Source organism: Lentilactobacillus rapi DSM 19907 = JCM 15042 (assembly GCF_001436255.1).
Lineage (GTDB): Bacteria > Bacillota > Bacilli > Lactobacillales > Lactobacillaceae > Lentilactobacillus > Lentilactobacillus rapi.
On sequence record NZ_AZEI01000084.1, the window covers coordinates 25,090 to 40,219 of the forward strand.

A 15,130-nucleotide genomic window follows, 5' to 3' on the forward strand; every position below is an offset into this window, starting at 1 on the left:
TATTTCGGATATTTTTATATGGTTTTCAATAAACGTTGCAATATTTTAATGATTCATGAACAATGACATCAAATACTTAAACAATCTAAGATTAGTCGGCAAGGTGCTTATAAATGCAACTTGGCTTTTCCTTCTCAGTATTGATAAAACTTGCGACAAACGGCTGATCCCCGCCATTTAAGCCAAAAAAGCAATGCATTCCAAAAAAACAGAATGCATGACTTTTTTCACTTAAATTCTGGGATCAAATCGCCTTTCCCAATCTCCTCATAAAAGACATTACATCACTGATACAACTGCCAAGAAGACACACGTAACCGCAAATAACGACACAATTAATTTAGCCGTCCACTTCCACCATACCGTCAGGCTAACATGTGATAACGCCAAAGCTCCCATTAAAATCGCTGAAGTTGGGGTAATGGCCGTAATCAGTCCCGATGATGCCTGGAATGCGGAAACGACAACACTGCCTTCAACGTGTGAAAAGGCCGCCAACGATCCCATGATGCCCATCGTCGCTGCAGCTAAGCCAGAGCTGGAAGGAATTAACAGTGATAATACACAGAAGAAAATAAAAGCTAAAATGGCAAACACCGGCTTAGGTAGACCACTTAATCCAGTTTCTCCCCAATGAAGAATTGTGCCAGTAATCATGCCGCTATTCATAATTGCTTGGATTCCCCGAGCAACGGCAACAATAATGGCAACATTTAACAAGTCGGCCATCCCGTTCATGAACGCCTTGATAAATTGAGATTCTTTCATGTGACTGATGAACATAATAACAATCGACATGAATAAAAATAACAATGTGATTTCATTGAAGTACCAGCTGCCAAGAGCTGGGATATCTTTTCCAAGAACTGTTCCAAAGAATGCGTTGCCAGTTAACCAGGTATTGAACGTGTCAAAGAAATTCCAACTTTTATTAATACTTGTCCACGGAACCAGACCAATGATCATAATCACAAAAGTTAAGCAAAAGGCCCACAAAACGCGTTTTTGAGACTTAGTTAATGGCTTCGGCTCGCTGGTTCGATCGGCTACCGAAAAACGTTTCATGTCTTCTTGGCGCTGATTATAAACCAATGATTTGGTTGGATCTTTTTTGACTTTTTCAGCATAGTGAATGACAAACCAAATTGCCATTCCAGTTACAACTACCAGTAAAATGATCCGGGAAAATAATCCGACGCCTGGGGAGATCTTAATAATCCCAGATGCCACCCCAGTTGCGAACGGGTTGACCGTCGAGGCCAAATCACCGACCCGAGTGCTCAATAAGATAATCCCAACGGCAACTAGCGAATCATAGCCGACCCCCATCATGATCGGAATCAGCAATGGGAAGAAGGCCATCGTCTCTTCACCCATCCCATAAGTTGAACCACCGACTGAAAAGAGAATCATTAAAATAACAATCAATCGTTTTTCGTGACCAGTATATCGATGGACAATCGCTCGAATGCCATCATCCAGTGCCCCCGTTTGATTAACAACTCCTAAAAAACCACCAATCACTAGAATAAACATCGATATTTCAATGGCCCCTGTAGTCTGCTTGTTGCCAATCATCCCAATAATCGGCGCCATCAACACGTCCCACAAGCCTTGGGTGTGACTCGCGACCGTGTGATAAGTACCGCTAATGAGATTACCATCAGCAGTCGTTGCGTATGTTCCTGCTGGGATAAACCACGTTAAAATGGCAATAAATACGATAATTCCAAAGAGAATTGTGAACGCCGACGGCATCTTAAACCGATGCTTTGTTGGCTGGTTAGAATGATCCATTCAATTTCACCCCACTTTATTCAAAGAATGCGCTTGCGAACTGCTTATAGAATTCGACCGACTTATGGTAAACCGCCACATCAACGTACTCATTACTTTGATGAGCTGTTCCGTTACCCGGGCCTAGTAAGGCAATACTAAAATCACCTTTGGCGTGTAAGAACTCGGAACCATCGCTTGCGCCGGATTGACCGTTGGCAACTAAAGGCTCATCATACATTTGATCATGAACTTTTTTAATTAATTTGATAAACGGTGAATTGGCATCACCTGGCATGGCTTCTTCAGGGAAACTATACCGAATGCTTAATTCATAGCCTTCTTTTTGATTCAGTTTACCCACCAGATTATTTAAGGCATCAAAAACAACCTTGTTGGGATATTCCGGAATCGTTCGAATGTTTCCCTTAATGACTGCCTTAGCAGGGACACTATTAATCTGCTCGCCACCATTGAAGAGGCTTTGAACGTGGGTTAATTTCCCTAACACAGGGTCGACTTTATTAAATTGGGCCATTAACGGCTTGACTTCATTGGCAAAATCAATCAAATGGTCGATCGCGTTGATGCCCTTTTCCGGCTGAGAACTGTGAGCCCCCTTACCAATTGAGGTGATGATGTAATCAATAACACCCTTGGAAGTAAAGCCAACTTCGCTCATCTCGTTACCAGGTTCGGCGATTAACATGCCGCTAATCCCATCAACGTAGCCTTCCTTGGTCAATTGGGCAGCACCGTATTCCCCAGTTTCTTCGCCAACGGTTGCAAATAGCTTGATCTTACCGGGAACAGAATCACTTTCCAACATATCAATCATCGCGACAATCAACGCTGCCAAGCCGCTCTTCATGTCCGTTGCGCCGCGGCCATATAATTTGCCATCCTTAATGGTTGCTTTAAACGGATCACTATTCCAAGCCTGACGGTCTCCGGCATCAACAACGTCTTCGTGACCGGAAAGCCCCAGCACTTTTTCACCCTTCCCAATGGTGACGACCAAACTATCTCGGTGCGGGGCATAGGTTACCCGCTCTATCTTGACGCCTTGGCTTTTATAAGGTTCAAAAAGCGATGAAATATAATCAGCAACCTGATCCTCATGATTATTAACGGATTGAATCGCAATTAAATTTGATAAAATATCAATTTGTTTCTGTTTTTCCACTCCAGTCAGCTCCTCAAAAATGTATTTTAACTCATGTGAAAATGATAACATGGATTACGACAAAAAACTCTTGATAGTTGAAAGACCATCAAGAGTTAACATACCATGTTGCATATTTAATTACAAATTTTGTTTAAACTGGCGAAACTGACGCCGAATGTGTATTTTATTTCAAAATATTCAGCAATTGTGAATACTGGCTATCCATCCATTGAACATAAGTCTTGTTTGCAGGCAAGGTCTCGGTTACAGCTAAAACGGGAACGTGATTCTTCTTAGCCAAGGCAACTAAGTTATTTACTGTCTTATCGTCAACTTGCTTATTAAATACAAAGAATGCAATCTTGTGATTCTTGATCCCGTTTTGCATGTCTTTAATTGTTTGTGGTGAAGGATCGACATCTTTTTCGGTATCATTTTCAAATTGAGCATCGCCAACTTTAAAGCCAATCGCTTGCAGGGCGTAGTCAAAGACTGGTTCACTCACATAAACTTCCTTGTTCTTCTTAGTCGAAGCAATCTGCTTTAATTGAGCAATCTTATCATTGATTGGCTTCAATGATGCAATATATGCCTTAGCGTTTTTCTTGAAGTATGCCTTGTTCTTTGGTTGGAGCTTGCCAAGTTTGGCGGCAATTGTGTTGGCTAACTTTGGCATCGTTGCCGGGTTATACCAAAGATGGGGGTTGTCGCCATTTTGTTTAGCCATCAAATCTTCCCCAACCCTAATGTAGTCAACTTCCTTAGTATCCTTAACGAGTTTGCTCATCCAACCATCGTAGCCAATCCCATTGGCAATCACAATCTTCGACCCAACCGTTTGTTTAGCCACTTTGGTTGTCGGCTGATAATCGTGAGGATCAACGTCGGGGTTAGTGATGACTGAAGTCACTTCCCCCTTACTGCCGGCGACTTTCCTAGCAACTTCCCCATAAAAATCAGTGGTTGCTGTAATTTTGATTTTGCCGTTACTTGATGAACCTTGATTGGAACAACCCGCGGCTACGACACCCAGGGCAACAACCAGAACCGCCACCAATAATAATTTAATCCTGGACAACTTATGTAACATCGAATTACCTCTTCCTCTTTTAAATAGTACTGATTACTCTTTAGATCATAAAATAAAAAAAGTTGTTTGTAAACAGAAATTTTCACATTTACAAGCAACTTTTATTGAACCTTACAGATTATGGTAGTTGGTTAGGACTAAGTGATAAAATTGTTTCATTGTATAGGATTGATGGAAGTATTTTTTGCCGCATTTCTTATAATAGCCGGTTGGATCGGTATGGTCTGAGCCACCTAGGTATTTGGCAACCGCTCCGTGCGACCAAACCGTTCCCTTACCATCATAGCAGGCGTCATTAGGCTTCAATTTATACGTTTTGAGCAAATATGCCGTGTAGTACGCCGCGTTTTCAACTTCTTCGGCAAAGTTCTTCTTTGAATGCATTTCAACCTGCTCGAATTGTACGAACCTGGCATTACCGGGATAACCGACGCCCCAACAGAGGTATTTGGTGTTGGCAATGTTGATAATATGATCGTCATCCACAAAGGAATGGACAAAGGCATTTCGATAGTTCTTTTTCATATAGGCAATTTCATCAAAGATATCTGAGCGGGAATTACCCGTTTCATGAACGACCACGCCCTCCGGCTTACTTTTGCCGTGGCGATATTTATAATGTGGGAAGCCACCCCAAATTTTCTTAGTAATCGACACATGGGAAATCTTATGGCTCGCAATATAGTTATTAACGGCCGATGCCTTTACCAAGGGGTTATAAAGGCTAAAACCAATCAGTAACCCTACAAGAATCACCATAAATTGTAATAATTTATTTTTCATTTCTTAAATCGCCGCTTTGTCTTTATATCATCATCTTCTATCTTAATTCAATCAGCTGAACTTTCAAGCGCCTGTCATTTTTTGAGAAATTGCGTGGTTTCACAAATGAATTCGGTGTATCATGAAAGCGGATTCAGCATTTATATCTTAAGGAGGTTTTCTTTGTTATGACAAGTATGGACAGACGCGGTAAAGACGATGAATTGCTTTCACCTTCAAACTCTCTTTTAACGATTATTGATTATCAACCACTACAAGTTAACTCGATTGGCTCAATGAAACATGCCGATTTGATTGTTAACGCCACGATGGTAGCTAAGATTGCCAAGTTGTACAAATTACCAATTGTTTTGACAACTGTCAGAGCCAATGGTAAAGCAGAAAACGATACGATTCCCTCAATCAAAAAAGTGGTCGGCGATTTTCACCCTTCCTATGACCGAACGTCGATCAACGCTTGGGAAGATAAGGACTACAACAAAGCGGTCAAAGCCCCAAACCGCAAGAAAATCATCATTATTGCTTTATGGACAGAGGCATGCTTAACCTTCCCAACCCTTGACGCCATCAAGGAAGGCTACGAAGTTTATCCAGTTGTCGATGCAGTTGGCGGCACTTCAACGATTGCCCACGAAACAGCATTAAGAAGATTGGAACAAGCTGGTGCTCATTTAATTACAATTCCACAAATGCTTTGTGAACTGCAGCGGGATTGGAATCGGACCGAAACCGTTACTGGCTTTAATAAGTTAATGACGGAAAACGGCGGATTTGTGCCGATGTGATTCAGTGAGCGTAGCAAAGCGGTTAGAAACTGGAGCCTAAGTTTCCTTTTTCGGAAATTCCCGGTTTTGGGATTTTGGAAAGAGGTGCTTAGGTGCAAGCTTCTGCTTTGCGCAGCTGTCCTAATCCACAATAGCTTTAATACATTACGATAAAATGCTCACCAAGCACAATCTGCTTGATGGGTATTTTAAGTTTAACTAATATTCATCTAATATCAAATGGATTGTACTTGAATATACATTCTGCTATAATTCAATTGAGGTGATTAATATGGCTCCTGAAAAAGTTCCAGTTTCATTCAAAGTAGATAAAAATGACAAAGAAGAAGCAAGTGAGATTTACAATGAATTAGGTATGAATCTTACTACGGCCTTTAATATGTTTTTGAAAAAAACCATCGCAGAAGGTGGCCTACCTTTCGAACCCCGCGATCCATTTTACAGTAAGGAAAATATGGATGAATTGCGTCGCAGAGCCAAAGATGTCGAGAAAGGTAATTTTCACAAACACAGGTTAATTGATGATGAAAAGTAATGAAATGCTAATAACCTTTCAAAATGATGCATGGACAGACTACCTGTCCTGGGAAGTGGAAGACCGAAAAACACTCAAAAGAATTAATAAACTTATTCTGTCAATCAAACGAGATGGGGTAAGCGCTGGCATTGGAAAGCCAGAGCCATTAAAGCATGGATTGCAAGGTTACTGGTCACGAAGAATTGATAGTTTTAATCGTTTGGTTTATAAAATGGAAGACAATCAGTTGTTTATTATTCAGTGTAAATCACATTATGAACTTTAAATAAAAGAAGCAAAATCAGAATTCGGATTCCTGATTTTGCTTCTTTTATTTAAACCTTTTTAATTTATAATTATTCTTTTTCCGAACTCGTTGCCCGGGTTCTGCCCAAGACTGGCCGTAAGAAATGATAGCCTAATCCAAGAACTGCACCGATAGCGGCTGGGGCAACCCAATCCATCCCAAGACTTGCAAATGGTAGGACATGAGCTTGGAAGGTACCCAAAGCCTGGCCAAAGGCGCTCTGGCTGACAACTGGTGGGAATGCTGCAACCATGTCGAGGACGGCTGGTACAGTTGTGAAGCCAACGACCAACGCATAAACAACTGGATCGCGGTCAAATAACGGCGAGAATACTGACAGCAAGATTAAGACCATTGCGAATGGATACAGGAACATCAGCATTGGTGTCGACCACTGGATGATTGTATCAAGGCCAAAGTTGGCAGTCCCAAACGATGCCAAGCACATGAAACCTAACCAAGTTCGGTAACTAACCTTTGGAAAATGCTTGTGGAAGTCTTGAGCAAATGCTGCAACCAACCCAACGGCCGTCGTCAAACAAGTAACCGTCAATAAAGTGGCTAGTAATGCGTGACCAAAGCCACCAAGATAATAAGTGACCAACTGGTTGAAGGCAACCCCGCCATCAGCGGAAACTTTATAAGTAGACAAAGTTGTCGTTCCCAACCAGATCAAAACAACATAGATAAAACCGATAGCGGCCGTTGCGAAAACGCCAGCTTTTGCAGTTACTTTGGCGTTACTGCTGGGTTTCGTTTTACCAAGTTGACGAACAGCAGTCACAACAGTTACCCCGAAGGCTAATCCAGCCAAGGCATCCATCGTGTTATAGCCTTGTAAGAAACCGTTGAAGAATGAAGCATGTTTGTAAGCAACCGTTGCAGCTTGATCAGCGGCACTGCCCATTGGATGCGAAAAGCCAAGTAAGAAAACACTAAATAATAGCAGTAAGAATAATGGATTTAATACTTTGCCAATTGTCGTCATGATATTAGATTCTCTGAATGAAATGAGAAATGCCAACCCAAAGAATACGACTGAGAATACAAGTAAACCAACGTGGGCCATTGACGCTGGCAATAATGGCTGCACGCCAACGCTGAATGGAACGGTAGCCGTTCGGGGTGTCCCGAATAATGGCCCGATGGTTGCATGAATCATGATCATGAACACCAAGGCAAATACCGGGCCAAGTGGCTTACCAATATCATAAACCCCTTCAGAACGGGTAACGGCAACCGCCAGCACCGAGAGTAATGGTAGTAACACTGCAGTCACTAGGAAACCAAGCGTTGCTAAGACCCAATGAGAACCTGCCAGCTGACCCAAATGAATTGGGAAAATTAAGTTACCGGCACCAAAGAAAAGGCCAAACAGCATCGAACTGACGACAAAGTAATCACGTTTCCTTAACGGATTTGGATTTAAATCTTGTAAATCTTTCATAATTGATGAACTCCTTTAGTAAATACGTTTTTTCAAAGCACTTAATCGGACCGTTGCTAATCTGAGATTTCAAGAAAACCATCACCTTTCATTTGAATTTAGAAAACGCTGTGGACACTGAGAAATTAATAATGTGTGGGTATCTGTTACAGTGCTTAGGACAGCTCCTCCAGGCAATAACCTGCACATAAGCACCACAAACAAAAATCCAAAGGCGGGATTTCTGCTTGTGGAGACTTATGTTTCAGTTATTAAACGCCTGGATCCGCTCACTTCCTTAGGACAGCTCCTCCAAGCAACAATCTGCATGTAAGCACCTATCTCAAAAATCCAGAACCAGGATTTTTGAGATAGGAGACTTACACTCCGATTGTTAACCGCTTGGATCCGCTCACTCAAAAAAGGCGCCCCTAATTCAGAGTTAACTGAATTAAGGGCGCCTATGTGCACTTTACCACCTTATATTTGCAGTTATATCGCTACAACTGCCTTTCACGTACGGCCTCAAAGAAGCGATACGCTAACACGATAATGGGTGTCACCAATGCACGTTACTTAATTTCTTCGGTGCATCGCTCAAAAGGGATTTTCACACTTTTTGTCCTGCCTTCTCCCACCAACCAAGGCTCGCTTTCGGATCTAAAAATGCTACTCAACTTTCTCACAGCGTTCTCTCATTAATTTAGCTTTTATCTTAGACGGGTATCGTGGCGATGTCAATAGGGAAAACTGAAATTTCGCTTAAATCATTAATGAAGTTCCGGTTCATTCGGTCGAACTCGGTATCGCCGCTTAGCCGTTAACATGTAGTTGTTAATGAGGCTCACAATCTGGCGATTCTGGGGAAGGTCTGAATGTTGAGCATCCGAGCCTGACACGGTCATCGTTGTAAAGTGCTTCACCTGACCTTGAAAAACGTAGCGGCTTGCCATCACACTGGTTAAAGGAACGATCCCGTCAGATGTATAGTTTTTTGTCCCAGCGACCGAATAGACATTTAAATTAGTGGGCAGCTCCCGCCGATTTTTGATGAGATCGGATAACATCTGGGTCTTATTATTAATGCTACGTTCATTGAAATTAAATGGTGAACCAATCGTCATCAATTTTGTGACTTGAACCTCATTGGCATACTGCGAATAATCCTTTTCAAGAAAAACGGTAAAAATTAACCCACCATTAGAATGACCAACCACTTCAAACCGGCTAAAACTTAACCGCTCGTTTAAAGCCTTAAAGGCAATGTTAAATTGACGCGCCTGATTCTTAATGTTTGAATAACCGTCTTGATTATTTTCAAATCCGACGACAACAATTGGCGCGTGATCCCGGGGGCGGATTTGACCAGAAAACGTTAGATGATCGTTTTTAGCCACTCGAATTTTCAGTAAGCTATGAGGATTTCTTCGATTCACGTTTAAGGTTTTGACTAACGAGTCAAACCGGTTCTCTGTCGCCGAACTTCCAGGAATCATGATCAGTGGAACTAACGTTGAATTATGACGCTGGGCTAGTTGTGAAACGTTTTTTCGCGACCATTGAAGCGATACGACGATCACAGCGACAACCATAACAATGCTTATTAAAGCGACTACCCAATGCTTTTTCTGCCATGTCATTTCAACTCACCCGCACTTTTTTGCACTCTTTCAGCCAACTTGATAAACGGCACGTACATTAAAACATCAATCGCAATTAAGAAGATTCCCAGTAACAATGAAGCCCAATTACCATTCGTTCCTAAAAAGGCGATTAAGGGCCCCGGCGTACCTGCTGGAACAGGATAAACAGCCGCAGGGAGCCAATGTAGCGCCAAAAACATTGCAGCAATTGTCATATTAACGACCGGCACTAAAACAAATGGCAATAGAAAAATTGGATTAAATAAGACTGGAATCCCCACCATCATAGCATAATGGCTATTAAAAACGGCCGGAAAGATCGACCACTTGGAGACAGTTCGGCTGCCCGCCTGTTTTGAAAAAATCAAAATGGCAATAATTAAAGCTAACATCACGCCATTACCACCAAAGTTAGCAAAGCTGTGAAATAGCGTGGTATCGGTGTATAGGTGAGGGGCATTCCAAGGTGATCCCGCTTTTAAAGCATGATTTAAATTCGCAATTGAGGCTGGATCAGTGAACGTTGGGCTGGCTGTAAACGGTCCCCCAATCCCAATCCAAGATAACAATTCCGTTAACGCCCCCATCATTAAGACGAAGGTCAAGGGGTGCCCTGACGTTGGCTGCGGGCCGCTAATCACCAGCACTGAAAGAGCCCCAGTTCGCCTTAAATAACTCATCAGCAAGTTCACACTAATGGCTAATGCAAAAATGAGGGCTAGCCGCCACATCATTTGTCCCCAATTAGTCTGCTGATTTTTAAACGCAATCAAAATTCGACCACAAACATAACCGACCAGCATACCTACCAGTAGCCCTTCTGCCATCAAAGGCGGATTAAAAGCAACCCTACCACCGTTTCGAGGTTGAAAGGCAATCATCAAGAACGCTAGTAGCCCTATTAAACCCGCGCTTGGTGAAGACTGCCGCCGATACACTTTAACGGTAAAATAAGAGGTCCCATAAGCGCCATACAAGCCAACCATTCCAAGTGTACAGTGATAGACCGTCCCCATTAAAACTGAAAGTTCTCGGTCAAAAGGCAGCCATTGAGGAACATTAAAAATTGTCGCGACATACCCACTGGCAGTCAAAAAAACAAACTGTAAGACCTCAGCTGAACTCCCCAGCAATATCACTGGGAATAACAATTGAAAAGTTTGTTCGGTTATCTGGACGACTTTACTGCGGTAAGCACTAGCTGTTAGCATCAATAATCGATTCATTTTTTCAGACCACCCTAATGAAGATCAACTTTTATTTATAAGTCACCATCGGCTGATTGCGAGCCACATACTGGATCTTTGCCACAGCTCCCAAATACTTCTCAATATTGCCGGTCAATTCCGTCATTGCCCGCTCATGGTTCTCCCGCCACTCCGGCTTCAAACATTCCGAATACATCAAAATATCGGTTGAATCGTCCGTGGCTTCGACTCGTTTGGCATCCCGCCACGCCCAACAACGGCTGGTAACCCCTTCATCATCTCGATAAATGACTTCGCCGGGTAAGGCGGGATCTTCCTCATCTTCACCAATTGCCGTGAAAGGTTCGCCGCCCTTGGCAACCTCCAGACTAATCCCACCTTGAATTTTATTCAGGTCAAGTGCCCCAATCGGAAACCCCGTTCGCAAAGAAATCGCGTTATAGATATCCACTAAGGGATCAATGCGGCGGACGGGATTACCCTTTTTGGCCCGTTTCAATAGATTCTCAACCGCAAACCGCGCACCCTTCTTTGTTTTGAACTTTTTGAATGCTTCTCGCCATTCATGGATCAATGGGTTGGCGCTAATGGGTTCATTGGGGATCAAATCATCAACCCGATCATTGGCTTCTGCCAGCAATTCCGGCGGCACTTGTCCCTTATCATGATTATCCAAATTGTGAACCGTAATCACCGCAATTTTGACATCCGGAAAGATTTTCCAAAAACTTGGTTGGACAGTAAATTGACTCATCTTATTCCACCTCATTTAATGATTTCAGCATTCCCACATTTCATCCCTTATTTTAATTCAGTTATTCACAATGAACAAATCAAAAGTCAACTTTAGCCAACTCAAAGCGTAAACGATTCCATTCACGGCCTTAAATGACCTATAATGAAGTTGTATATAATTTTAAGGAGGAGACAGAATATGGCAAAGGTTTTAATTGCGGGACGAATTCCTGAACAGGCATTAAGTATTTTGAAAGATGCCGGCTTAGACATTGATGTATTTGACGACAGCGGTGCATTGATCACCAAAGATGAGCTCATCAAACGCGTGGCCGATAAAGACTTCCTGATCACCCCGTTGTCCACTCAAGTTGATAAAGACGTGATTAACAGCGCACCAAATCTCAAGTTAATCGCCAATTATGGCGCAGGCTTTAACAACATCGACACGGATTATGCCAAATCAAAGGACATTCCAGTCACCAACACCCCCAAGGTCTCAACTACGTCAACTGCGGAAGTCACTTGCGGATTGATGATTAGCTTGGCCCATCGAATTGTCGAGGGCGATAAGTTGATGCGTGAAGAGGGCTTCTCTGGTTGGGCTCCCCTCTTCTTCCTCGGTCACCAATTGGCCGGCAAAACGTTAGGTATTATTGGGATGGGCCAAATCGGTCAAGCTGTTGCCAAACGGATGCACGCCTTTGACATGAACATTCTGTACAGCCAGCGCAAACAACTCGATCCGACCGTGGAAGCCCAGTTAGGCGCCAAATTTGCCAGTGTTGATGAAGTCATTGAGAACGCTGACGTCTTAACCCTCCACGTACCCGCAACCCCAGCTACCCACCATATGATCGGGGCTGAACAATTCCGGGCAATGAAGGACAGCGCCATGTTAATTAACGCCTCCCGGGGTCCGGTGATTGACGAAGGCGCCCTTTATGAAGCCTTATTAAATCATGATATTGCCGGGGCAGCGCTCGATGTTTACGAACATGAACCTAAAGTTGACGATGGTTTCAAGTCACTCAAAAACGTCATTTTGACACCGCATATCGGTAATGCAACGGTTGAAGCCCGTGACGCAATGGCCGAAATTGTCGCAAAGAATACGGTGGCAATGAACAAGGGTGAAAAGCCTGATTATATTGTTAATGCTGTGACCCTTTAAGCCGTTTGAATAGTAAGCCATCAATCAAAAAAGGGCTAGTCCCAACCAAAATTCGCATGAATTTTTGATTGGAACTGGCTCTTTTTTGATCTTGCGCAGACTTCTTCTACTCTTTGGATGCTTCTTCCAACCGTTTCTTAGCTGCCAGCCAAAATAAAATCGATTGAACTGCATCGTATTGCATGATTGTTGGTTTATTAGCCGACTTCAGATCCAAACTGTTCAATGCCGCCGGAACCGTGCCTGATTGGGCGGCCTGCTCGTTGAACATCAAGACAAAGTTATTATAGCCGGTCTTGGGTGAGCTGTCCTTTAAGAGTGCTTTCAATCCCGCTTGAATTTCAGCGAGGGTAAAAATATTCTTCAACAAGCCAACCACAATCGCGCCAGCCAGTTGCATCCGCCAATATTTTTTTCGCGTTGGCGGCACAATGATATCTGCTTTGAAATAATTGTGCATCATCGTTTTGGTGATCTTACTGCCGATGATCGGGCTGAGATACTGATTGGTCAGATCCAACAGTTGATCCAAATGAAGATCGAAGCTCGGCAGTTCATCCCACATTGGTAATTTAATTGAAAGTTGTTTTTGGTTATCAATCAATTCGGTTACTCCTACTTTTCTTTAAAACGGATCGCCAACTTGAACAGCGATCCCGACCAAGCCTGGGCCAGTATGAACGCCCAGCACAGGTGAAACACTTCCTTTATAAATTTTATCGTTTGGGAACAAATTATGCAATTGATCGCCCACCTTTTCCATTAAAGGTTCGTCGGCGCCGTTAACGACTGCAATGCGGACATTCTCCGCCTTTTTAACAACTTCAGCCGCCAAATTGACCATCCGGGAAATTGCCTTTTGTTCCGTCCGCGCTTTAGTGATTGGGAAATAGACCCCATCCTGGTCACAGGAAATAACTGGCTTGATTTTCAATAGTGAACCGACTAAGCCGGCAACCCGGCCAATTCGACCACCCGCGCGGAGGTATTTCAAGCTCGGGATGTAGAAGAAAATGCGACTTTCCGAAACAGCGTCGTTTAATAATTTCACAATTTCCGCGAATGGTTTGCCAGCATCGATCAATTGCTCCGCGTAAACGGCAAACAACCCGCTGCCAATGCCGATATTCTTGGTATTGATAACCGCCATCTCAACGCCACCCTGATCTTTGGCAACTTGATTGAATAAGCTAAAGCTAACTGATAATTTGGCAGAAATGGTGATTCCGATAAAATGGTCGAAGCCACGCTCTTTTAAAGCGTCGAGCTGCTGCTGAATGCTGCCTTGCGTTGGCGCAGAGGTCGTTGGCAATTTAGATACATCCCCCAGCTCCGCGTAAAATTCAGCCGGCGTGATGTCGACGTTGTCACGATACTCCTTACCGGCCATACTAATCAGCATCGGGGCCACACCAATATTATCATATTGAGCAAGTGTTTCTGGTGGTACATCCGAAGCAGAATCAACTAACAAGGCAATTTTTTCAGGCATGTAACTTCTCCTTTTTCGTACGTAGTTTTAAATACTATTTACGTAGTATTCTATACTACGATTGTGAGTTGTCAATACCACAAAATAACAAAAACCTCCAGGACTCAATAGAAAAGAGTCTTGGAGGTTTTAACTTACTACTATCAGGTTTCCTCTCTTTACCAGGGTAACGTCCCACCAGTTTCGGTGAACGTCCCCGTCATCGCATTCTTTGGATCTGTTGCCAACTTCACGATTTGTTCAGCCCCTTCTGCCGGCGTCTGCATCCCTGCTGGTGTCGGTTCATTGAGGCTTCGGCCGCCAAACTCAGTCGCTGTCCACCCAGGATTAACTGAATTAACCGTTACGTTTGTCCCTGTCAATTCCTTAGCGAAGCAAATCGTGGCAAAGTTAACCGCAGCTTTGGAGGCCTGATACCCCAGCGAATTAACGTTATAAAATCGCGACTGCAGATCAGTAGCCAGCCCCAGTGACCCCATATTACTCGAAAGATTGATAATTTTAGCAGACTTGGCCTTCTTCAATAACGGTAGGAAAGCCTGAATCACGTCTACCAAGCCAAAAAAGTTAACATCAAACTCTTTTCGCATGGTAGCTGTCGAGAGCGTCGAAGCTTTTTCGTGATTATCCAAAGCAATTCCTGCGTTGTTAATGAGGAGGTCCAGATGGCCAAATTCGTCGTCAATCTTCGCGGCAGCTTGCTCAATCCCCTGCCTGTCAGTTACATCCATCACAACCAAATCAACGGTAAATCCTTGGCTGCGTAATTGATCAACTGCCCGTTGCCCTTTCTCAGCGTTGCGAGCTCCAAGTAACACATGCTGCCCAGCTTCACCAAGCTTGGTTGCCGTTTCAAAGCCAATTCCTTTGTCAGCACCGGTGATTAATGTCAAAAGCTGATTCTCATTTGCCAAGATTATCATCTCCAGAATAAATTTCATAGCTATTTTACCATGTCACGTCCCAGTAATCGTCCGGTTAAGATAGAAAAACCAACCAGCAAAGTTAACTGATTGGTTCTCTCAA

General features: G+C 43.2%; 15 protein-coding genes. 4 read left to right on the forward strand and 11 right to left on the reverse strand.

Features of this window, described 5'->3' with window-relative positions:
* Positions 1 to 279 precede the first annotated feature (279 nt).
* The 4 genes from FD12_RS12725 to FD12_RS12740 form a co-directional block, all read right to left on the reverse strand.
* Entirely contained in the window at positions 280 to 1,797 is a 1,518-nt protein-coding gene (locus FD12_RS12725) for a YfcC family protein (protein WP_056983390.1), read from the reverse strand.
* Between the two features lie 16 nt (positions 1,798 to 1,813).
* On the reverse strand, positions 1,814 to 2,962 hold the full coding sequence (locus tag FD12_RS12730) for an ArgE/DapE family deacylase (RefSeq protein WP_056983391.1): 1,149 nt from the start codon (positions 2,960 to 2,962) through the stop codon (positions 1,814 to 1,816).
* A 166-nt stretch (positions 2,963 to 3,128) separates the two neighbouring features.
* Positions 3,129 to 4,034 carry a metal ABC transporter solute-binding protein gene (locus FD12_RS12735; protein WP_054748291.1) on the reverse strand — a complete coding sequence of 302 codons (906 nt, stop codon included), beginning with the start codon at positions 4,032 to 4,034 and terminating at the stop codon, positions 3,129 to 3,131.
* Between the two features lie 111 nt (positions 4,035 to 4,145).
* A complete protein-coding gene (locus FD12_RS12740) occupies positions 4,146 to 4,793 on the reverse strand; it encodes a peptidoglycan recognition protein family protein (protein WP_307725449.1) in 648 nt (215 codons plus the stop codon).
* A 191-nt stretch (positions 4,794 to 4,984) separates the two neighbouring features.
* On the opposite strand from FD12_RS12740, the gene FD12_RS12745 reads away from it, so the two are divergent.
* The 3 genes from FD12_RS12745 to FD12_RS12755 all read left to right on the forward strand — a co-directional run bounded on the left by FD12_RS12745 (position 4,985) and on the right by FD12_RS12755 (position 6,405).
* Positions 4,985 to 5,602 carry an isochorismatase family protein gene (locus tag FD12_RS12745; RefSeq protein WP_056983393.1) on the forward strand — a complete coding sequence of 206 codons (618 nt, stop codon included), beginning with the start codon at positions 4,985 to 4,987 and terminating at the stop codon, positions 5,600 to 5,602.
* 271 nt (positions 5,603 to 5,873) lie between these two features.
* Positions 5,874 to 6,137 (forward strand): type II toxin-antitoxin system RelB/DinJ family antitoxin, encoded by a 264-nt coding sequence (locus FD12_RS12750; RefSeq protein ID WP_225427284.1) that lies wholly within the window; start codon positions 5,874 to 5,876, stop codon positions 6,135 to 6,137.
* A gap of 4 nt (positions 6,138 to 6,141) precedes the next feature.
* Positions 6,142 to 6,405 (forward strand): Txe/YoeB family addiction module toxin, encoded by a 264-nt coding sequence (locus FD12_RS12755; protein WP_146985966.1) that lies wholly within the window; start codon positions 6,142 to 6,144, stop codon positions 6,403 to 6,405.
* 70 nt (positions 6,406 to 6,475) lie between these two features.
* On the opposite strand, the gene brnQ is transcribed toward FD12_RS12755, so the two are convergent.
* The 4 genes from brnQ to FD12_RS12775 all read right to left on the reverse strand — a co-directional run bounded on the left by brnQ (position 6,476) and on the right by FD12_RS12775 (position 11,457).
* The gene (gene brnQ, locus FD12_RS12760) at positions 6,476 to 7,873 is read right to left on the reverse strand and encodes a branched-chain amino acid transport system II carrier protein (RefSeq protein ID WP_054748285.1); all 1,398 of its coding nucleotides are present in this window, start codon (positions 7,871 to 7,873) and stop codon (positions 6,476 to 6,478) included.
* Positions 7,874 to 8,622: 749 nt separating this feature from the next.
* Positions 8,623 to 9,492 carry an alpha/beta hydrolase gene (locus FD12_RS12765; RefSeq protein ID WP_056983394.1) on the reverse strand — a complete coding sequence of 290 codons (870 nt, stop codon included), beginning with the start codon at positions 9,490 to 9,492 and terminating at the stop codon, positions 8,623 to 8,625.
* Entirely contained in the window at positions 9,489 to 10,721 is a 1,233-nt protein-coding gene (locus FD12_RS12770; protein ID WP_056983395.1) for a PTS transporter subunit EIIC, read from the reverse strand. Before FD12_RS12770 ends, FD12_RS12765 begins: the two co-directional genes overlap by 4 nt.
* A gap of 31 nt (positions 10,722 to 10,752) precedes the next feature.
* Positions 10,753 to 11,457, reverse strand: a complete 705-nt coding sequence (locus tag FD12_RS12775; protein ID WP_054748282.1) for a B3/B4 domain-containing protein — start codon at positions 11,455 to 11,457, stop codon at positions 10,753 to 10,755.
* Between the two features lie 180 nt (positions 11,458 to 11,637).
* On the opposite strand from FD12_RS12775, the gene FD12_RS12780 reads away from it, so the two are divergent.
* The gene (locus FD12_RS12780) at positions 11,638 to 12,612 is read left to right on the forward strand and encodes a 2-hydroxyacid dehydrogenase family protein (RefSeq protein WP_056983396.1); all 975 of its coding nucleotides are present in this window, start codon (positions 11,638 to 11,640) and stop codon (positions 12,610 to 12,612) included.
* A 106-nt stretch (positions 12,613 to 12,718) separates the two neighbouring features.
* On the opposite strand, the gene FD12_RS12785 is transcribed toward FD12_RS12780, so the two are convergent.
* The 3 genes from FD12_RS12785 to FD12_RS12795 all read right to left on the reverse strand — a co-directional run bounded on the left by FD12_RS12785 (position 12,719) and on the right by FD12_RS12795 (position 15,027).
* Positions 12,719 to 13,177: a DUF1836 domain-containing protein gene (locus FD12_RS12785; protein ID WP_056983411.1), complete on the reverse strand. Its 459-nt coding sequence runs from the start codon at positions 13,175 to 13,177 to the stop codon at positions 12,719 to 12,721.
* 60 nt (positions 13,178 to 13,237) lie between these two features.
* Positions 13,238 to 14,104 (reverse strand): DegV family protein, encoded by an 867-nt coding sequence (locus FD12_RS12790; RefSeq protein ID WP_056983397.1) that lies wholly within the window; start codon positions 14,102 to 14,104, stop codon positions 13,238 to 13,240.
* A 158-nt stretch (positions 14,105 to 14,262) separates the two neighbouring features.
* Positions 14,263 to 15,027, reverse strand: a complete 765-nt coding sequence (locus FD12_RS12795; RefSeq protein WP_056983412.1) for an SDR family oxidoreductase — start codon at positions 15,025 to 15,027, stop codon at positions 14,263 to 14,265.
* Positions 15,028 to 15,130: the final 103 nt, after the last annotated feature.